Origin of the sequence: Bacillus sp. FJAT-28004 (genome assembly GCF_001280845.1) — a bacterium.
Classification (GTDB): domain Bacteria; phylum Bacillota; class Bacilli; order Paenibacillales; family Paenibacillaceae; genus Pristimantibacillus.
Genome location: NZ_LGHP01000002.1, coordinates 52,552 through 71,933, shown reverse-complemented (window position 1 = coordinate 71,933; position 19,382 = coordinate 52,552). Strand labels below are relative to the sequence as shown.

General features: G+C 45.0%; 18 protein-coding genes and 3 pseudogenes. 2 read left to right on the top strand and 19 right to left on the bottom strand.

Translation table 11 applies throughout. The features are described from left to right. Positions 1-141: 141 nt before the first annotated feature. The 6 genes from AC787_RS22695 to AC787_RS22675 all read right to left on the bottom strand — a co-directional run bounded on the left by AC787_RS22695 (position 142) and on the right by AC787_RS22675 (position 6,276). The gene (locus AC787_RS22695; RefSeq protein ID WP_054027262.1) at positions 142-672 is read right to left on the bottom strand and encodes an adenine phosphoribosyltransferase; all 531 of its coding nucleotides are present in this window, start codon (positions 670-672) and stop codon (positions 142-144) included. Positions 673-726: 54 nt separating this feature from the next. Further along, positions 727-2,733 carry a single-stranded-DNA-specific exonuclease RecJ gene (gene recJ, locus AC787_RS22690; RefSeq protein WP_054027261.1) on the bottom strand — a complete coding sequence of 669 codons (2,007 nt, stop codon included), beginning with the start codon at positions 2,731-2,733 and terminating at the stop codon, positions 727-729. A gap of 32 nt (positions 2,734-2,765) precedes the next feature. Next, complete coding sequence (locus AC787_RS22685) at positions 2,766-3,683, bottom strand: cation diffusion facilitator family transporter (RefSeq protein WP_054027260.1); 918 nt, start codon at positions 3,681-3,683, stop codon at positions 2,766-2,768. Between the two features lie 133 nt (positions 3,684-3,816). After that, positions 3,817-4,731 carry a protein translocase subunit SecF gene (secF, locus tag AC787_RS33380; protein ID WP_082361051.1) on the bottom strand — a complete coding sequence of 305 codons (915 nt, stop codon included), beginning with the start codon at positions 4,729-4,731 and terminating at the stop codon, positions 3,817-3,819. Next, entirely contained in the window at positions 4,721-5,953 is a 1,233-nt protein-coding gene (secD, locus tag AC787_RS33375) for a protein translocase subunit SecD (protein ID WP_082361050.1), read from the bottom strand. The genes secF and secD overlap by 11 nt, the downstream gene beginning before the upstream one ends. Before the next feature lie 83 nt (positions 5,954-6,036). Then, positions 6,037-6,276, bottom strand: a complete 240-nt coding sequence (locus AC787_RS22675; RefSeq protein WP_054027259.1) for a post-transcriptional regulator — start codon at positions 6,274-6,276, stop codon at positions 6,037-6,039. Positions 6,277-6,494: 218 nt separating this feature from the next. Here AC787_RS22675 and spoVB point away from each other — a divergent pair, with 218 nt between their 5' ends. After that, positions 6,495-8,075 (top strand): stage V sporulation protein B, encoded by a 1,581-nt coding sequence (gene spoVB, locus AC787_RS22670; protein WP_235561095.1) that lies wholly within the window; start codon positions 6,495-6,497, stop codon positions 8,073-8,075. 55 nt (positions 8,076-8,130) lie between these two features. On the opposite strand, the gene AC787_RS22665 is transcribed toward spoVB, so the two are convergent. Further along, on the bottom strand, positions 8,131-8,883 hold the full coding sequence (locus tag AC787_RS22665; RefSeq protein WP_054027258.1) for a DUF421 domain-containing protein: 753 nt from the start codon (positions 8,881-8,883) through the stop codon (positions 8,131-8,133). A 229-nt stretch (positions 8,884-9,112) separates the two neighbouring features. Here AC787_RS22665 and AC787_RS22660 point away from each other — a divergent pair, with 229 nt between their 5' ends. Continuing rightward, positions 9,113-9,505 (top strand): TIGR04086 family membrane protein, encoded by a 393-nt coding sequence (locus tag AC787_RS22660; protein ID WP_054027257.1) that lies wholly within the window; start codon positions 9,113-9,115, stop codon positions 9,503-9,505. Between the two features lie 67 nt (positions 9,506-9,572). Here the strand turns inward: AC787_RS22660 and yajC are convergent, their stop codons facing one another. From yajC to AC787_RS34155, 12 genes and pseudogenes are all read right to left on the bottom strand, one after another. Then, the gene (yajC, locus tag AC787_RS22655; protein ID WP_054027256.1) at positions 9,573-9,881 is read right to left on the bottom strand and encodes a preprotein translocase subunit YajC; all 309 of its coding nucleotides are present in this window, start codon (positions 9,879-9,881) and stop codon (positions 9,573-9,575) included. Positions 9,882-9,895: 14 nt separating this feature from the next. Continuing rightward, the gene (gene tgt, locus AC787_RS22650; RefSeq protein ID WP_054027255.1) at positions 9,896-11,032 is read right to left on the bottom strand and encodes a tRNA guanosine(34) transglycosylase Tgt; all 1,137 of its coding nucleotides are present in this window, start codon (positions 11,030-11,032) and stop codon (positions 9,896-9,898) included. Between the two features lie 19 nt (positions 11,033-11,051). Further along, positions 11,052-12,098 carry a tRNA preQ1(34) S-adenosylmethionine ribosyltransferase-isomerase QueA gene (gene queA / locus AC787_RS22645; RefSeq protein WP_054027254.1) on the bottom strand — a complete coding sequence of 349 codons (1,047 nt, stop codon included), beginning with the start codon at positions 12,096-12,098 and terminating at the stop codon, positions 11,052-11,054. Between the two features lie 10 nt (positions 12,099-12,108). Further along, entirely contained in the window at positions 12,109-14,229 is a 2,121-nt protein-coding gene (locus AC787_RS22640; protein ID WP_054027253.1) for a SpoIID/LytB domain-containing protein, read from the bottom strand. After that, positions 14,219-14,686 carry a thiol-disulfide oxidoreductase DCC family protein gene (locus AC787_RS22635; protein WP_054027252.1) on the bottom strand — a complete coding sequence of 156 codons (468 nt, stop codon included), beginning with the start codon at positions 14,684-14,686 and terminating at the stop codon, positions 14,219-14,221. Before AC787_RS22635 ends, AC787_RS22640 begins: the two co-directional genes overlap by 11 nt. A 6-nt stretch (positions 14,687-14,692) precedes the next feature. After that, on the bottom strand, positions 14,693-15,694 hold the full coding sequence (gene ruvB / locus AC787_RS22630; protein ID WP_054027251.1) for a Holliday junction branch migration DNA helicase RuvB: 1,002 nt from the start codon (positions 15,692-15,694) through the stop codon (positions 14,693-14,695). A 19-nt stretch (positions 15,695-15,713) separates the two neighbouring features. Next, on the bottom strand, positions 15,714-16,349 hold the full coding sequence (ruvA, locus tag AC787_RS22625; RefSeq protein ID WP_054027250.1) for a Holliday junction branch migration protein RuvA: 636 nt from the start codon (positions 16,347-16,349) through the stop codon (positions 15,714-15,716). Then, complete coding sequence (gene ruvC, locus AC787_RS22620) at positions 16,346-16,849, bottom strand: crossover junction endodeoxyribonuclease RuvC (protein ID WP_054027249.1); 504 nt, start codon at positions 16,847-16,849, stop codon at positions 16,346-16,348. The genes ruvA and ruvC overlap by 4 nt, the downstream gene beginning before the upstream one ends. Positions 16,850-17,029: 180 nt before the next feature. After that, positions 17,030-17,668: a BofC C-terminal domain-containing protein gene (locus AC787_RS22615; RefSeq protein WP_054028147.1), complete on the bottom strand. Its 639-nt coding sequence runs from the start codon at positions 17,666-17,668 to the stop codon at positions 17,030-17,032. Between the two features lie 147 nt (positions 17,669-17,815). Further along, positions 17,816-18,031 (bottom strand): annotated as a pseudogene (locus AC787_RS22610) (helix-turn-helix domain-containing protein). Positions 18,032-18,044: 13 nt separating this feature from the next. Further along, a pseudogene (locus AC787_RS22605) lies at positions 18,045-18,416 on the bottom strand (DUF2975 domain-containing protein); the annotation flags it as partial. Between the two features lie 273 nt (positions 18,417-18,689). After that, positions 18,690-19,382 (bottom strand): annotated as a pseudogene (locus tag AC787_RS34155) (hypothetical protein); the annotation flags it as partial.

The window sequence follows — 19,382 nt, the reverse complement described above, 5'->3', positions numbered from 1 at the left end:
TTTATAATATTATGCCTGTAATCACAGTACCGCGTCAACTACCAGGCCCCTACAACAATAAAATAAAACCGCCTGGCCTTCTCGCAAAATGCGATAAAAGGGGATAGGCGGTCATTTTATAGAGAAATCATACGGCTTGAATTATGCGTAAGTCATGAGAGAGAACACTTCGATTCCATCGAGCTTCTCACGACCTGTTAAGTAAGCAAGCTCAATTAGAAAAGCTGCTCCTACTACTTCACCGCCGAGTTGGTTGACTAGATTGATCGATGTTGCGATTGTTCCGCCAGTTGCAAGCAGATCGTCAGCAATGAGTACACGCTGTCCAGGTGAGATTGCATCCTTGTGCATAGCAAGCTGATCCTGTCCATACTCCAAATCGTAGCTGGCTGTAATGGTCTCGCCTGGCAGTTTCCCACTTTTGCGAATCGGAGCAAAGCCTACACCTAGTGCAATGGCTAATGGTGCGCCTACTACGAAGCCGCGCGCTTCTGGTCCTGCAATAACATCAATTTTCATATGTTGAACGGCTGCACGCATTTCTTCAATCGCAGCACGATACGCCCCACCGTCTTTCAGAAGCGTCGTAATATCTTTGAATCGGATACCTGGTTGCGGGAAATCAGGAATTACCCGGATGTAATCTTTGAAGTTGTATTGTGTGTTGGACACTTGAGGTCAACCCTTTCCATTTCTAACTATTCATAATAATGTATTGCCTTATATCTACATTTGTGTAGCTTCGAATTGCGCTTTTGCTTCTCGATAGCGTTCAGAAGTAGCTAAATCCCTTTTTTGAGGAGACGCTGCAGCATGCATTAGCCCATTGTCTCGTTCGATAAATTGCAGCTCCTCGAACACAGCCAGCATTAGCTCAACCGTCTCTAAGGATAAACCACTTTGCTTCGATAAGCGAGCATTTAATCCTTGAAGCGGAACTTGCCCCAGCTGTCTCAAGTACTGATACACTTTGCCGAATTGCTCTCGCTCTGGAAATTCAGCAGCAGATGGATCAAAATGCACATCATGCAACTGAAGCTGCGGCTTGCGCTGCCCGTTCCATTCGTTGACAGATAATTCGCCAACAACATCAATTTTGCTGCCAGGCTTTAATCCTTCAGCGAGCATGCCCATGCTGAAGCCGATTCCGTCTAATAAACGACGGCCGCTGCCAAGTGACAGCTTTAGATGTCGCGATTCCTTGCCTATCGTACGCCGATCAGCAAGTTCCGTCTTCTTGAACAGTAGTCTCGGTGATGGGTTTCCCATCCCGAACGGTTCAAGCTGGGAAAGCTCCGTAATCGTATCAAGTGTTGCTTCGTTAACCGAGCATACGAGATCAACGGTTGTTTTCGGAATCCAATCGTCAGCACTGAGCCATGAAGCAGCCAGTTCGCCAAGTTTCTGTTCAAATTCCGACAATCGATCACGATGAAGGCTCATTCCGGCAGCTGCCTGGTGTCCTCCATAATGATCGAGAAGCTCATCACAAGCTGTAAGTGCTGCATGCAGGTCGAAGCCTTCTATCGAGCGCGCAGAGCCTTTACACATCCCTGTCTGCTCATCTATTCCAAGAATAATAACCGGCTTATAATTGCGTTCCAGCAGCTTCGAGGCAACGATACCGATGACGCCAACGTTCCAGCCTTCACCTGCAAGCACAATGACCGGCGGAGGTGTTAAGTCGGCCGCTGCAGCTTCCTCGCATTTGGCCTGCCACTGCAGTTCGGCTTCCTTAACGATGCTCTCCACTACGCGCTGCCGTTCTTTGTTCAAGCTGTCCAGTCCAATTGCGGTCAAAATAGCATTGTCATAATCCTCGGTTGTAAGGAGTTCGACCGCACGTTTCGCATGATCTAATCTGCCGGCTGCATTAATACGCGGTGCCATGCCAAAAGCAATGCCTGTCGCTGTGATGCTGTCCAGCTCAATGCCGCCAGCCTCGGCTAATGCTCGGAAACCTACACCTGCATGACTGCGCAATCGATCCAAGCCGCAGCGAACAAAAATACGATTCTCGTCCTTAAGCGGCATTAAATCAGCGACTGTTCCTAGACTTACAATATCGGCCCATTCAAGCGGAGGGCGCTCTAACAGAGCATGTGCAAGCTTGAATGCAACGCCAACTCCTGCAAGTCCTTTAAACGGATAGCCGCAGCCCGCCTGCTTAGGATTCACGACAGCTGAAGCATTTGGAATACGCTCAGGAGGCTCATGATGATCGGTTACAACAACGTCAATCCCCAGCTGCTTCGCATAATCAATTTCTTCAACAGCGCTAATGCCTGTATCAACGGTAACGATTAAGCCGATGCCTTCTTCCTTGGCAAGGTCAATCGCTTTTTTATTTAATCCATAACCTTCCAAAGCACGATGCGGAATATAATAATCGAATTGATAATCTAAAGAACGAAATAAATGTACCAATAATGATGTACTTGAGACACCGTCAGCATCATAATCGCCATAAATCCGTATTTTCTCATGGTTCGAAGCTGCTCGTCTTATACGTTCGACAGCAGCTTCCATTCCAAGCAATAAATAGGGATCATGAAAATGCTCCACCCCGCCTCGCAAAAAACGTTCAGCCGCATCGGTATCATCAAAGCCGCGCTGCACGAGAAGTCTCGCTACTAACGGCGGCAAGCTCAGGTTCGATGCCAAATCTTTCGCTTTTGCTTCATCGGTAACAGACCACGGTGATACAGCCCATCTTGTTTTCCTTTGAATCATGCTGCTTGCTCCCCTCCTGCTGTTTGCTGTTCTTATTGCAGCAGTGTCGGCATCTGCTCCTGATTCGGATCATGATTAGACTTATAAGGATAACCAGGATCATAAGGCTCAACGAAAATCGATACATCAGTGACATGTATAAAACGTTTCATAACGAGCTGCTTTACCCTTTTGGCAATCTCTTGACCCTCAAGAACAGAAATGCGTGGATTAACACTAATGACCATTTCTGCTATGACATAATGACCATGCTCTTTCGCTCGCAATGTTTGTACGGTAATTACTCCGTCAACACGTTGAATGAGCTGCATCAGCTCATCAGGATTTTCCTCTGAAGCATTACTTTGGTCATCTTTGCGCATGGAGACAGTGGCCATTCTGTAGCCGTTTACGATGACAATTACCGCTATAACAATCGCTGCCGCCGGATCAAAATAATAGAGAACCGGAACATTTAGCATTTTACCAATAATCGCTCCGCTTGCTCCCACTAAGGCCGCGACCGAACAATAAAGTCCTGTCATTCGATCCTTCGATGGGAAAAACAGCTGTTGAACGATGAGAGCGAGCGCAATTGCCACAGCTGCGCTCCAATGCGGAGCACTTGTTACACGATCAGAAAGATCTCTTATGGCAGATATGCCTATTTCGAGCCCAATGATGAGAAGGACGACAGACAACAGTATCGTTGTTGCCGTCTCTCCTCTTGCATCCATAGGTGCCGCTTTAGAAATTGGATTCGCCATTTTCTTCTGCCGGCTTGCCCTTAAACCCGACAGGGCAGCAACCCCAGCAGCGACCTCAGCAGCTGTTCGAAATGCATCCGCGAGCAGCGCTTTGCTTCCTGACAACCATCCTATCACACCTTTAAATAGAGCCAGCAGCATGTTTCCCCATAAGCCGGCCCAACTTGCGGACTCTGCTTTTGCATATCGCTGTGTGGTTGACATTTGTACCTCCTAAAGGTTTTGCGAATGCAAAACCACTTCGTAAGCTTATACTTAGGTTTTGCGAATACTTCGTAAGCATGTACTTAGGTTTTGCGAATGCAAAACCACTTCGTAAGCTTTCAAATCCTTATCATTAAGCTGTTTTCTTAACGACAGCCTTCTGCTTTTGTTTACCTTTAAGCAATAACCAAAGCGGGCTCGCGATACAAATGGATGAGTACGCTCCGCTCGATAGACCGATAATTTTCGCAAGCGCGAATAGCTTGATTGATTCGCTGCCGAAGATGAACAAACATACAGCAACGATAAGCACAGCTAATACCGTATAAATATTCCGCGCCATCGTTTGCCAAATACTAGCATTAACCATCTCAGCGAGCTGCTCACGGTTTTTATATTGACCAAAACGAAGATTTTCGCGAATCCGGTCAAAAATAACGATTTTATCATTAATAGAATAACCAATTGTCGTCAGCACCGCCGCGATAAACGGCAGATCAACTTCCAGACGGAAAATCGAGAATAAAGCGACGACTACAAACGCATCGTACAAAATCGCAATGTTCGCTGCCAGCGCAAAGCGCCATTCAAAACGGATCATTACATAAATCATAATCGCTACGCTGGCAATCAGAACTGCCCAGATCGTCTTGATCCCAAGCTCTTGCGCCATGTCAGGTGATACGACGTTAACCTCAGCTGATACTTGATCACCGTACTTCGCTTTGAAACCATCTTGGATTTCAGTAATTTTGGCTTGTGTAAGCACTTCGTCAAAACGAGCCGTTACTCGTTCATTTCCTGTGCCGCCAATCGTAGGCGTAATGCCTTCAATTCCTGCTTTTACAAGAATCTCTTTAGCATCCTGTTGTGTAGCTGCTTTGCCTATTGAAATATCCATATTCGTACCAGCCTTGAAATCAACACCGAAATTAAGGCTGAAAAAAAGCAAGGACAAGATGCCTATTACGGTTAACGTGATCGAGAACAGAAAGAACTTATTGCGGTTCCCGATGAAATCATAACGAATTTTTGTATTAAAGTTCACGGATTTCTGCCTCCTTCACACCATAGTAGCTTGGTTTTGTAAATAGCTTGCTCTTAATTAGGAGCATAATCAAAAAGCGGGACAAGAAGATGTTTGTCAGCATACTTACCAAAATACTGAAAATCATCGTTAATGCAAAACCGCGAATCGCGCCGTTACCGATAAAGTACAATACAGCGCTTGAGATGATGTTCGTAATGTTCGCATCCATAATTGTACGGAATGAGTTTTTTGATCCGGCTTTAAGGGAAGAAAGCAAGCTTTTTCCGCTTCGAATCTCTTCCTTAATTCGTTCATACATGATGATATTTGCATCGACCGCCATACCTATACCAAGTACAAAGGCGGCTATACCTGGAAGCGTGAGGGTCGCATTCATTAAATTGAACACAACAATCAAAAGCCAAGTATACGTAATTACAGTAATACCGGCAACAATACCTGGAATACGGAACAAAATAACAAGAAATACCAAAATAATGACTGTTCCGATAATTCCCGCTTCAACTGTCTCTTTCAATGACTCTAGTCCAAGCTTTGCGCCAACGCTTTGCGTATATTTTTCAGTGAGCTTAAGTGGCAATGCTCCTAGATTAATCATATCTGCCGTTTCTCTTGCTTCAGTTACTGTATAATTACCGGTAATTGTAGCAGAGCCACCAGGAATAGCACCACTCACGTTCGGTCTAGACAACTCTTTTTCATCGAGATAAATAGCCAAGTATTGACCCGCTAGACGTCCCGTAATTTCTTCGAATTTTTTCCCATCTTTGAGTTCAATGGTGATAAATGGTTTTCCAAGTTCATCATATCCAATACCTGCACCATTTTGCTTAAAGTCGCTGCCGTCAAGCTCGATCGTGCCGTCAGGTGCGCGGAAAGTCAAATTAATTGGTTTGGCAAGAATGTCTCTTACTTCATTCTCGTTCGTAACTCCCGCTAGTCTTAAGCGAATGCGATTCGAGCCTTCTGTCGTAATCTCAGGCTCCACAATACCGAGCTCGTCAATCCGTTTTTCTAAGCTTCTTGCCGTTTCCTTTAATGATTCCGGTGTTACAGCTTCTCCGCCTTCAAGCGGCGTAGCTTCGTACAAAACCTCAAATCCGCCTTTTAAATCAAGGCCTAGCCTTACATCTTTTACTAGCGATGGGCCTGTCCAAGCGATAACGCCAAACATAATGACTACGATCGCAAGGAAGGCTATTATTCTCTTCCCGAACATACGTCTAAATCCCCCTTATGATCTCAATATGCCTATTATACAGACGGGACAAAATCGAGTCAAAAAAAAAAGAAACCGTCAATTTAGAATTGGGTTCCTTTGTATGCGCTAATCGTCATGAAATTCATGAATTTCATAACCTTTAAAGATAAAATATCATTTACTAATTCATGCAGCTCGGGCTGACCCGACTTATTATATTTCTCGCTTACGCATTCCCAAACCTCTTGGCCTGTTACATGTTCATAGCCAATGAGATGAAACTCCTCCGCTTTGCTGTTGCATAGCTCCTCAATCATACGATTTAATTCTTCGTCTGCCATGCTGCGCCTCCCAAAAGCTTATGACATAAAGCTGTAACCCTTCTATTCGCTGTGTCGCTGTCTTTTTCCTGCCCGCCTCATCGCTAATCTATAAAATGACTGACATGGAACTGGACATGCCGCGCATAAAGATGATAGTACCTGCTTGTCTAACCACTTCGTATCACATTACCGACAGGACAGGATTAGCTATTCCATGATAGAGAAGAGGGTAATTCATGATGACAAAGCGATCGGATCAAACAAAGCAAAACTTTATAAAAGGCGCTATGATTTTGCTTGCCGCCGGCTTAATTAACAGGCTGCTCGGATTCGCACCTCGCATTGCGCTCCCTCGTATCATGGGAGCAGAAGGCGTAGGATTATATCAGCTCAGCTATCCTTTTCTGACTGTCATGATTACCCTGATTACCGGGGGCATTCCGCTTGCTGTTGCCAAATGGATTGCTGAAGCGGAGTCGCAAGGCGATACGACTCGTGTAAAGTACATTTTCCGAACGGCAATGGGGCTTGTTATCTCGCTTGGCATATTGTTGACTGCCTTAATGGTAATTTTTGCACCCTGGATTACAAAACATGTACTGCCAGATTCGCGGGTATATAACACCTTTATGGTTATGACTCCTATGCTGCTTATTATTGGCATATCCTCGGTCTATCGTGGTTATTTCCAAGGTAAACAAAACATGATTCCTACCGCAGTATCTCAAATTGTAGAAACCTTGCTTCGTATCATTGCTTCGTTATCATTTTCATTTATGCTCCTGCCTTATGGACTTGAATGGGCAGCGGCTGGCGCTATGCTTGGCGCAGTCGTTGGAGAGATAGGAGGCCTAGCAGTACTGCTTTGGAAATATTACCGCGACAAGTCCCGTATTAAACACAATGCTCTCAGTCAATCAAGTCAAAAAGCTGCCAAAAACGTTCCCGTGTTGCGAAAATTGCTCAGCTTATCAATACCCGTCACAGGGAGTCGATTAGTTGGCTCCTTCTCCTACTTGCTGGAATCCATCCTAACCGTTCGGAGCTTAGCAGCGGCTGGGATTACAACAGGCATCGCCACTGCGCAATATGGGGCTTTGCAGGGTATGATCATACCACTTCTACTGCTGCCAACCGCATTAACCTACTCTCTTGCCGTATCTCTTGTTCCATCCTTATCCGAAGCGGCTGCTCGAGGTGATCATGCTTTAATCCACAAACGACTTCATCAGTCGATGCGACTAGCGCTTGTTTCCGGTGCACCGTTTGTTGTCATCATGGCATTGTTAGCGGAACCGATCTGCCGTATTGTATACAATCATGCCGAAATAGCCCCCATGCTCCAACTCATAGCTCCCGTTGGCATTTTCATTTATTTGCAGGCACCTTTGCAGGCAGCACTTCAAGCACTTAATAAACCGGGAACTGCATTAATCAACACATTGATTGGTGCGGTGGTTAAGCTCTTTCTCATTGTCCAACTTGCATCAAATGCTGATTTTGGAATATATGGTGCTTTAATTGCCATTAACGTCAATATCGTACTCGTCACATTATTGCATGGTATTAGCGTTTTGAGGTTCATTGGCTTCCATATGAAGCTGCTTGACTTTGTAAAAGTTGGCACCGCTATGATTATTATGGGTGCCGCCGCCAGGTTTACGATGAATCATGAACCACTCTCCATCGAATGGGTAAATTTGCTTCTCGCTTGTGCGGCTAGTGTAATCATTTATTTAATCTTGATGATTGTGATGAAAATTATTGATCGCCATGATATGGCGCGCGTACCATTATTCGGTGCTTGGTTTAAATAATTTAGTTAAGTTTCAATTATAAAAACCGCATTAAAGAAAGGGATAAGCCCTCTCTTTACCGCGGTTTTTTATCGTGCGTATCGATAAACAGCTTGCCTTTATAGTCTATTGTACAAAAAAATACATCCTTAAAATCAAAGACGCCTCTTTCCTGCAAAACATTTTTAAGCCAAAATCTCGTCTTCTCAAGATTTTCCAAATTTTTATCCTGTACTTTGCCATCCATAATAAGCGGGACAGGCAGTATTTCGAATCGATATTTTGGTGGAAAAACATTCGTTTGGTTGTACAGCTTAAGCTTTTGATCCGATCGATCTGATGCCTGACCTTCATTACGGGTTCCTTCAGACTCATCGACATTCTCCTTTGGTATGACGGAGAGCTTACCGCTTGTCTCCAAAATAGCAAATTCAACATCGGACACGGCACTGATTTTATTTTCCCTTAGCTGAAGCATCAAGTCATCTAAATTGTAGCGTTGCTTGCGCATGACATCACTATTCAACTTGCCCTTGTCAATAATCACGCTTGGTTTGCCATCAAACAGCAACCTTAGCTTTCGGCTTTTCATCGTCATAAAAGCACTGCCTACTTGAATAACCATCAAGACGACCATTGGTAAAATCCCTTCCCACATCGACCGCTCCATGTCTTCAATAACAATGACTGCAATCTCCGCAATCATGACTGAAATAACGAGATCGAACACGGATAGTTTACCTATTTCTCGTTTCCCCATAAAACGCATGATCAGAAATACGACGAAATAAATCATTATCGTCCGGATCAACAGGCTCCAAAATTCCAAAGGAAACCGCCTCCTCGTCTTTATCATTCGAGCTGATGCCAGCTGCGTTTTGTCCGTAAAGCTATTCTGACCTACGTGTTACTACATCATACTCCTGCTGTTTATACGAATATATGGGAATGAGACATAAGCTGCTCATAAATACATGCTGTCAAACTAATACATGTACTATTCTACCTAGCTTGACCATATGGATAAGTAATACGTTCATAACGCTGGGGGGAATATGATGAGCTCGGTTAAACAAGCACCTAAACCGCCTTTAATCGCTTCACCTTTGCTTGCCGGAGTGCTTTTTTCTATCATTTGGCTAGCAGTAGGCGCATTGCTGCTCTCACTGCTTTTGCATTTTACGGGAATGAAGGAAAGCAGTCTGCCCACTAATGCCATGCTGGTTCATGGCTGCGCAGCGCTGGCTGGCGGCTTCACCTCAGGAAGACGCTCAGAAAGAAAAGGCTGGTATAATGGCGCAATACTCGGATTGCTTTACGGATCAATTGTCATCATTATCAGCTTCCTTGCATCGAATGCTTCCGTATCCGTACACAGTCTTCTTCTCCTTGGAGCTGCTCTTCTTGCAGGTGCATTTGGCGGTATGATTGGCGTAAATATGAAGAAATGAACATTTACAAAAAAAAAAAAAACGGCTGACATGCAAGCATGTCAGCCGTTTTTCATTTTGATATTTCTTATTCCGTTACTGCTGGTGCAGAATTGATAATCGTGTTAATCGCGCTGCGCTCAAATGTCATTTTTGTTGTATCGTTTACACGAAGAACAACTGTATCATCGCTGAGCTCCACCACTGTGCCATGCAATCCACCAATTGTTGAAATTTTATCGCCTTTTTTCAATTGGTTAAGCATTGAACTACGTTGCTTTTGTTTCTTCTGTTGCGGACGAATAAGTAAGAAGTAAAAAACCGCAAACATAAGTACAAATGGCCAAATCATACCTAGAATATTAGTTGAACCTGCTTCACCTGCTGCTAGCCACATCGAAATCCCCCCTTTCAAAACCCTTTCTCATTATCGAACAGGCCGTAGCTCGTGAAGAAGGAATCCCGGAAATCAAGCAACCGGTCATCCATGATCGCTTGCCGAACGTCCCGCATGAGTTGAAGCAAGAAATGCAAATTGTGATAAGTCGTCAGCCTCATACCAAACGTCTCATCCGCTTTAATTAAATGCCGGATATAAGCTCTGGAATAATTCGTGCATGTATAACATGAACACTCTGGATCCAAAGGACCATAATCTTCGGCGTATTTCGCATTACGGATTACGAGTCTTCCTTGGCTTGTCATTGTTGTCCCATTGCGAGCAATCCGTGTTGGCAGAACACAATCGAACATATCAATACCGCGGATAGACCCTTCAATTAAGGCATCCGGCGAGCCGACTCCCATCAGATAGCGTGGTTTATTCGCTGGCAAAATGGGAACCGTATAGTCGAGTACATCATACATTAGATGCTTAGGCTCGCCTACACTCAGTCCACCAATAGCATACCCCGGGAAATCCATGGAAGTCAAATCATTTGCGCTTTGAATACGCAAATCCTTGTACATTCCCCCCTGAACAATAGCGAACAGCCCTTGATCATGTGGTCTTGCATGAGCCTTAAGGCAACGCTCGGCCCAACGCGTCGTCCGCTCCAACGATTTCTTCACGTAGTCATGCTCGGCAGGAAATGGTGGACATTCATCAAATGCCATCATAATATCCGAGCCAAGAGCATTTTGAATTTCCATCGCTACCTCTGGTGAGAGAAACTTCTTGTCGCCATTGAGATGGGAACGAAAGTGTACGCCTTCTTCGGTAATCTTGCGCATTTCACTAAGACTAAAAACTTGAAATCCACCGCTGTCCGTTAGGATTGGTCGATCCCAGTTCATGAACTTATGCAATCCGCCTGCATTTCTTACAATGTCATGTCCCGGTCTTAGAAACAAATGGTATGTGTTGCTCAAAATAATCTGAGCATCCATCGCTTTCAGCTCTTCTGGACTCATTGTTTTTACGGTAGCTTGTGTGCCTACTGGCATGAAGGTAGGCGTCTCTATCACGCCATGTGGAGTGTGTACACGTCCTAGTCTTGCTCCTGATTGTTTGCATTGTTTGATTAATTCATATTTTACAGCCACAATTCACGCTTCCTATTCCTATTTAATAAATAAACATGGCATCGCCAAAGCTGAAAAATCGATATTCATGAGCTACCGCTTCTTCATAGGCGTGCATGACAGCATCGCGTCCAGCCAGCGCACTTACAAGCATAACGAGCGTTGACTTTGGTAAATGAAAATTAGTGAGTAATGCATTCACAAGTTTAAACTCGTAACCTGGGAAAATAAAAATAGATGTCCAGCCACTGCAAGCTTCGATCCTCTTATCATCAAATCGAGCTGCTACTGTCTCAAGAGTACGGGAAGAGGTTGTCCCTACAGCGATAATACGTGCTCCGCTCCGTTTGGCTTCATTAATTATTGCGGCATTTTGCTCATTGAGCTCGTAGTACTCTGCATGCATTTCATGATCCTCAACGAGCTCAACTGACATTGGACGGAACGTACCTAGTCCAACATGCAGCGTTACGTAAGCCAGCTTGACGCCCTTGGCCTGCAGCCTCTCAAGAAATTCACCCGTAAAATGCAAGCCAGCCGTTGGCGCTGCTGCTGATCCTGCATGCTTGGAATACACGGTCTGATATCGCTCTCGTTCTTCAAGCCTTTCCTTTATATAAGGAGGCAATGGCATTTCTCCCAGCCGGTCAAGCAGCTCCTGGAATATACCCTCGTAAACAAATCGTATCGTTCTTCCGCCCATTTCACCTTCCTGCTCTACAACGGCGCGCAGCAGTGGGTTGCCTTCTCCATCATCTCCGAAGGATAATGCAGTGCCTACCTTTAGACGTTTCGCCGGTTTCCCAAGTGCATCCCAGCTGCCATCTTCAAGCTGTTTCAACAACAACAGCTCAATCTTAGCGCCAGTATCGCTCTTCATCCCCGTCAAACGGGCGGGAATAACTCTAGTATCATTTAGAACAAGGACATCTCCGGAACGAACATACTGTTCTAAATCTGTAAATTTATTGTGTGTCAATTCGCCTGTTTGCTTGTTTAATGCAAGCAATTTTGAGGCTGTTCTGTCAAGCAATGGCGTTTGGGCTATTAACCGTTCTGGCAATTCAAAATCAAACCATTCAACGTTCATATCGATTCAATCATTCCTTAGCGATGGTTACATCTTTGTAGTAGTATTTCAAAATATATTGATAGTCATACCCTTGTTGAGCAAGACTTAATGCTCCGTATTGTGATAATCCGACTCCATGTCCGTTGCCTGACCCTATAAAACGGTAGGAAGGCTCCTTGGTTGCTGCACGCATATTTCCACTGCCATCAAGTATAAACAAGTTTGCATTGACAGCTTCTGTTTTTGTGCCGCCCGCACTTATCATATAGACAGGATTCGAATCTGATGGTTTTGTACGCGTCGCTGAGCTAGCACCAAGCATAGCGACTTTCGCTGTTTCCTCGATCTGGAACAATGTACTTGGCAAGGAGCCTTGCACGCCTAATGCAGCGCGGTAATCGATCGGATAGGTAACAACCACTTTCTGCCCATTAGCCAGAACTTCTGTAGCACGACCTGAAGCGCCGCGCTGGCTCACTTCTAATGATTTAAGCGGACCTGAAATAGGAGACTTTGCTTTCGCATTAATCGTAGATAACATTTCTTGCGCGCTAAAAGGACCACGTATCCATGTCATCGAATTGGACTCAACGCTTTTGTCTAGTACAACGACCTGTGTACCATTGTCAACCTGAGCAACAACAGGAATGGTATCTTGAATAAGGGGATGCTTGCGCACCTTAGTACCATTTGTATTGACTTGCATAATACGGCTTCCTGCTGCTGTCGTTTGTCCGGTCTCAACAAGTAAATCATCTCGAATATAACCAATCGAACCGCTAGGAACTACAACGCGGTACCAGCTATGCAACCCAACCTCAGACGTAGTGTCTGGACTCTTGACTGCCTGCATATAAGGAACCACATTGCCCCATGCTTCTTTGGAATCAGCCGTAAATCCACCGCTGTTAGCAGAATAAATGGCATCAATAGCTTTTCCATTGTACAAAGCGACTTCTCCTGCGGTCGCTTCAACAGCAGCAATCGTTGACGGCCGCTCTGAGCCTACGCCATAATAGGCCTGGCTTAAAGTCGTATCCACGACATGTGCGATTTGGAAACCAAATCCTCGATTTAAAGCATAAGTCCGTGCTGCTACAGCTTGTGCCTTAAGTGCCTCGATTGGCCACGTTGGGTACATTTCCACGCCTACAACCGAATATAAATATTGTTCAAATGGCAGCTCATTTACGACTGCCATACGTCCATTTAGTATACTAAGCTCAAATAGTCCTCTGTAGCTGCGACTGCTTCGCTCGGTTAGCTTAATCGGATCAGTCCCGATTGGCGAGACCGTTATCTTCGTGTCGCTACCTGCAAACATATAAAGCTCTGTACTGCTTTCTGCTTTGGCACTTATGGTATGATCATTCCTTACAAGCAAGTATGCCGAACTTGCTTCGACTTCCTTCAATGCTCCTCCGCCTGCAGCTTTTGCGGCAGCTGCTTTAAGGATTTGGAGCTCAGCATCTGTTGCAGCAGCCCCGACCATAACGGAGTAACTCGATGATCCATTTTGCTGTGAACGAATGGCAACATAGGCATCCAAGCCTACTGCGCCGAAGCTGCTTGCAGCCGCTATCGCATCGGCTTTGCTTGGCAATAAGCCGCTTTCCAAATGAAGAGGACCTTGAACGACTGAGTTAAAACCGCCGATCAGCTTAGACAGCTCACTGTCACCAGTCCATTTCGTTTGTGCAGTACCAGCCTCAGCAGCTGTTTTATATGTACCTTCTATGACCTGATAGACGATTGCTCCGTTTTTCGATAGGGATGTTATGAATGCTGCTCCCTTCAAAGCTTGCAGCCGTTTCTGCACAGCAAGTGCTGAAGCAAACGTTGATGTCTCGTAAACTTTCACCTTAAAGCTGTCAACTGTAAATCGAGCCGAAGTAGTTCCATCTACATTAAACCAATTATTGATGCCATCCGGCTGCCGCACACCAATGCTCATTCCACTCGTTGATGAGAACGTTGCAGTTGCTGTCGTATCATCGTATTTCCCAGGTAATTGCATGAACAAAGCAACCCGAATATTGTCGAGCTTTGGCACTGCTGCCTGTGACGGTGAGCCTGTCCAAGCGGTTGCAAGCAGCACAATTGCGATCGTCATGATCATGTAACGCTTCATATTCCGTTTAATTGACATTCCTATTATTCTCCCCTCTGTTCTGCGGCAATTCGCAGCCATTAACGGAACAGCTTTGTTCTGTTGATCCAAACCATTCATATCTTCTTTTCGCTACAAACCGATACAGGCGATTCGCGATGTGATTCATGCCAGGTATTCGATAGATTACAGATAACCAGCGGAAGCCCTTTACCGTTCTTAATATGCGGACAACTCCATCCGCACCAGCAAACAGCTGCCCCTGCTCATCAGCAACATGCATTTTCTCATACAACTCTTCGAATTTCAACCGACCAACGGAGGGAATTAGCTGTTCCGTACTGCCTGCTGCCTCCAACTGTTGAATTTGTACATAATGCAGATCTGCTATGGAGTGGAGCTCCTTCAGCTTCGCTATAGATCCGAGGCAAAGATTGCAATGGCCATCATAGATCACATATAGTTTCTCAGAAGCACCTTTGGCTCTTGAACTCATGGAGTACTACCTCCCCGGAATTGGAAGACCTAGGTGTCGATAGGCGTTTTCAGTAGCAATCCGCCCTCGCGGCGTTCGCTGTAAAAAACCGATTTGCATTAAATACGGCTCATACACATCTTCAATTGTCTGGCTTTCTTCGCCAATGGTCGCTGCTATAGTATCAAGACCTACAGGCCTGCCGGCAAAAGTAGTCATCATCGCTTGCAGCATTTTGAAATCGATGAGGTCGAGGCCCATTTTATCTACCTGCAGCAGCTCAAGCGCCGAACGAGCGATATCATGTGTGATGACTCCATCCCCGCGCACTTGTGCAAAATCACGCACTCGCTTAAGAAGGCGATTCGCAATCCGCGGTGTCCCTCTAGACCGCATCGCAATCTCGGAAGCCGCTTCTCCTACAATGCTGACGTTCAATATTTCTGCTGTTCTAGCAACGATGAACGCCAGCTCATCCATCGTGTAAAACTCTAGTCGACTCACTACGCCAAAACGATCACGAAGCGGTGCTGATAGTAAGCCAGCTCTTGTAGTTGCTCCAATTAAAGTAAACGGAGGCAAATCGAGTCTAACCGATCGGGCGCTTGGTCCTTTGCCTATCATAATATCAAGCGCAAAGTCTTCCATTGCTGGGTACAAAACTTCTTCAACTGTGCGATGAAGGCGATGAATTTCGTCGATAAAGAGAACATCGCCTTCCTGAAGGTTTGTAAGCAAAGCAGCTAGATCACCAGGACGTTCAATTGCAGGACCGGATGTCGTGCGAAGATTGACTCCGAGCTCATTGGCAATAATGTTCGACAAAGTTGTCTTACCAAGACCAGGAGGACCATACAAGAGCACATGATCAAGTGCTTCCTTACGTAGTTTTGCTGCTTCAATATATATTTTTAAATTTTCCTTGGCTTTTGTTTGCCCAATATATTCGGCTAAATAACGGGGACGCAAGCTGAGTTCAACTGCCTGATCTTCCATCATCAGGTTGGCGGAAATGATTCTGTCATCCATCTGCCTTCATCTCCCTACTTTAACCTTTAAATAGCTGCTGCAAAGCTCGCTTCATCAAAGAATCGACCGATTCTTCTGCCGTCACGCTATGCTGTAGTCCATTCCATGCTTTATCAAGCTCCGCAGCAGTGTAGCCGAGCGCAGCAAGACCTTCCCTTGCTTCTTGCCAAGCGGTGCCTGCTCCTTGACCTGAATGTCTGCTCGAAGTAAGATCAAGCGCTACGCCTGCTGCCGTCAAAAGACCTCCATCCAGCCCCGCGCCGATCAGCTTGTCCTTCAGATCAAGAATCATCCGCTGTGCGGTTTTCTTGCCTATGCCCGGAAGCTTAATGAGAAACGCTATGTTCTCCTGCTGAATAGCAGCAATAACCGCATCTGGTCTGCCGCCTGATAAAATACCTAAAGCGACGCGCGGTCCAATGCCGGATACCTCCAGCAGCTTACGGAACAAGGTTTGTTCCTCTCTGGTCTCAAAACCAAACAGCAAAACAGCATCCTCACGGACGTTATGATGAATATAGACGACGACAGGTTCCTCTTTTTTGGCAAATGCATATGGATTAGGAGTAAATACTCGGTATCCGGTATCTCTTACGTCCAGAACGATATATTCTGATTCTAAATGTACGACATTGCCTCTTAAAAAATCGATCATGAACGCTTCACCTCATTAATTTTCTGATTCAATACGACGGAATGCGCATGACAGATGGCCACTGCTAACGCATCGGCAACATCATCGGGCTTCGGAACCGCCGAGAGCTTCAAGAAGACTTTAACCATTTCTTGTACTTGTTTCTTTTCAGCCTTACCATAACCAACGACCGCTTGCTTTACTTGAAGCGGTGTATATTCTCCAATAGGCAAGCCACGCTGTGTGGCAGCCAAAATAATGGCGCCTCTAGCCTGCGCCACATCAAAAGCCGTCGTTACGTTTCGATTAAAAAACAATTTCTCTATGCCAACAGTATCCGGCTTATATTTATCCATCAAAGCGCCCGCAGACTCGTAAACTTGCAGCAAACGCTGCTCTGAGGGCGTATGGGCTTCCGTCTGAATAGCACCGTATTGCACGGGCGTAAGCTTATGTCCGATCTTATCTATGAATCCAAATCCAACGATCGCATAACCAGGGTCAATTCCAAGAACGCGCAAACGGTCATCTCCTCAAAAGTTTAACAATGTAAAACTTGCTTCGTAAGCATTGCTTAAAGTTGCTTCATCTATTATAGCAAAAGTTGGCGTGAATGAGAACGCGCGTTTGATATTTCAGCCTATAGACATAAATAAAGGAGATCGCACGATGATGTGCGATCTCCTTTATAATCTCTCAGACTAATAAGTTGGTTTCATTACTTTCTGGTTTTGCTCAATGGCGTAGTCGCTATAGGTCGAGAGTACACTATTGTATTCGTCCATGTCGCTTATACGAATTCCTCTGGTAAGCTGATCCAACTTATCTTGCGGCAAGCTGCTCTCCATATAGCGTACGTCTAGCTGAAAAAAGGTTCGAACAACCTTCTCTTTTTTGGGAGCGCCGTCATAAAGCGTAAGGTTTCCTTTTTTGTCGACCCCCATATAAGCGTTCGCTTTACAATGCTCGGACAAATCTTCGATACGCTCCTCGAACTGAACGGTGCTTTGCTCTTGATTCAACATAACCTTCCATTCCTGGTGTGCTTGCACGAGCTGAACAACGTCCTTACCCCTCATTCGACCTAGCGTCTTAGATTCTTCGCCGCACACATAAATTAGACGCAGCTCTACTGAGAGTAGTTCTTCTTGCTGCTCCAGCATGCGAATAACGCTGGTTTGATTCACGTATGGCTCGGACGCAGCTGATACCTCATTATCATTAGCAACAAAGAGCCACCCTGCGAGCAAACAAAATATAATAACGCCTAACATCCAAACTGGCCGCCGCTTTCTCCGTAAACGTTTCTTTAAGTTTTTCCAAAGGCTGAATTCCATCATAGGGAAGACCCCTTCTTTATATTTTTTGATAGTATGCGCCATTATTACATAAATATTCAAAATGATTTACTCCTAATAATCCATAGACTATGCTGCTCGTCCAATACTCATTTTTTTTGGAAAAAGAAATAACAATATGTATAGCATTTAAGTATCTTCTTCAATTTTGTACTCTAAAATATCCCCAGGTTGGCATTCTAATGCTTTGCAAATTGCCTCTTAAGTTGAAAGCCTAATTGCTTTTGCCTTTCCATTTTTCAATATAGAAAGGTTAGCCATTGTTATTCCAACCCTCTCCGAAAGTTCTGTTACACTCATTTTCCTTTTAGCCAGCATCACATCAATATTAATTATCATTGCCATGTTATTCACCTCAGACCGTTCCTACTATGTCTTCACCTTCACCTGTAATCAATATAAATACGGATAATATTCCTATTACAATCAAGGTGCTGATGGTGATTGCACAGTATTTTATATACTTCAAAGCTCTAACAGATAATTCCGAGAAGGCTTTGTTCTGGTCAATATAGCTTAAAAGTTTTAAAGCCTGATACAAGGCAACGAAAAACGGTGTTGCCGATATATACGCACCTATCAAAAAGGGATACTGCAAGTAGGCAGTTTCTGGATGCGCTGCTGCATCTCTAGCGGCTATCCCAGGCAACCCAAATATACATAAAGCAAGAACTGGAGTTCCGATAATAAAAACAGCTATCTTTAAAAAGAGTGTTGTTCCTCGTTCCATAAAATGCACCTCTCATCGTTATTGTCAATTTAATTTTAGACATAGATAAAAAGCATTCCTCATTACAAAGAAATGCTCTATAACTTTAAACATTCAATTTATAACTTGTTCAATTAACCTGCTCGATAGCTTACTGTGCCCATTACGCTGATTTGCTCGTTGCTGATACCCCGTTTACGGGCTACACCGCCGCGCTTTCGCGGCTATCCTTACGAAAAGAGCCTAAAATAAAGAAAACCCCAAAGGACATAAGACCTCTGGGGTTGCTTCTATTTATCGATTGATCCAAGGCTGGTTACCACGGTTTTTTGGTTTATTAGACCTTACGGAAACTGTACGGATAACAGCCTTTTTGTTCGTTTTCCGCGGTATAACTGCCTTTACTGGTTTTTCAATTTCCACTTCGACCGCCTTGGCAGCATTTTGATCAGAGCGATTGCCTTTGCAGCCGCAATCATCCTGATTCTTATTGCCTACACCGGCCGTTTGCGGCCAGCCTTGGTTCGATGGAAATGGCTGCGAAAATGGTGAGAAACCGGCTACTGGATAGCCATAACCACCATCATTTTGTACTTGAACTGGCATTACATTTCCATGTCCGCCATGACCATAACCAGAGCCAGAGCCATAACCAAACTCAGGCTGTACGCTCGATGGGAAAGTCATACCTTGGTTTGGCTGTGTCGCAAACGGCGATACCATGCCTTGATTCGGCTGTGTCGCGAACGGTGACACCATACCTTGGTTCGGCTGCGTCGCAAACGGTGACACCATACCTTGGTTCGGCTGCGTCGCAAACGGCGATACCATGCCTTGGTTTGGCTGCGTCGCAAACGGCGATACCATGCCTTGGTTTGGCTGTGTCGCAAACGGCGATACCATGCCTTGGTTCGGCTGTGTCGCCATTGGCGATACCATGCCTTGGTTTGGCTGTGTCGCCATTGGCGATACCATGCCTTGGTTCGG

What these genes read in the sequence shown, in the direction of transcription:
- AC787_RS22660 (WP_054027257.1), top strand. Translation starts at nt 9,113, where the DNA reads ATGAGCTCGGTTAAACAAGCACCTAAACCGCCTTTAATCGCTTCACCT.
- AC787_RS22675 (WP_054027259.1), bottom strand. Translation starts at nt 6,276, where the DNA reads ATGGCAGACGAAGAATTAAATCGTATGATTGAGGAGCTATGCAACAGC.
- recJ (WP_054027261.1), bottom strand. Translation starts at nt 2,733, where the DNA reads ATGATTCAAAGGAAAACAAGATGGGCTGTATCACCGTGGTCTGTTACC.
- queA (WP_054027254.1), bottom strand. Translation starts at nt 12,098, where the DNA reads ATGAACGTTGAATGGTTTGATTTTGAATTGCCAGAACGGTTAATAGCC.
- AC787_RS22640 (WP_054027253.1), bottom strand. Translation starts at nt 14,229, where the DNA reads ATGTCAATTAAACGGAATATGAAGCGTTACATGATCATGACGATCGCA.
- AC787_RS22685 (WP_054027260.1), bottom strand. Translation starts at nt 3,683, where the DNA reads ATGTCAACCACACAGCGATATGCAAAAGCAGAGTCCGCAAGTTGGGCC.
- spoVB (WP_235561095.1), top strand. Translation starts at nt 6,495, where the DNA reads ATGATGACAAAGCGATCGGATCAAACAAAGCAAAACTTTATAAAAGGC.
- ruvB (WP_054027251.1), bottom strand. Translation starts at nt 15,694, where the DNA reads ATGGATGACAGAATCATTTCCGCCAACCTGATGATGGAAGATCAGGCA.
- secD (WP_082361050.1), bottom strand. Translation starts at nt 5,953, where the DNA reads ATGTTCGGGAAGAGAATAATAGCCTTCCTTGCGATCGTAGTCATTATG.
- AC787_RS22615 (WP_054028147.1), bottom strand. Translation starts at nt 17,668, where the DNA reads ATGATGGAATTCAGCCTTTGGAAAAACTTAAAGAAACGTTTACGGAGA.
- yajC (WP_054027256.1), bottom strand. Translation starts at nt 9,881, where the DNA reads ATGTGGCTAGCAGCAGGTGAAGCAGGTTCAACTAATATTCTAGGTATG.
- AC787_RS22635 (WP_054027252.1), bottom strand. Translation starts at nt 14,686, where the DNA reads ATGAGTTCAAGAGCCAAAGGTGCTTCTGAGAAACTATATGTGATCTAT.
- ruvA (WP_054027250.1), bottom strand. Translation starts at nt 16,349, where the DNA reads ATGATCGATTTTTTAAGAGGCAATGTCGTACATTTAGAATCAGAATAT.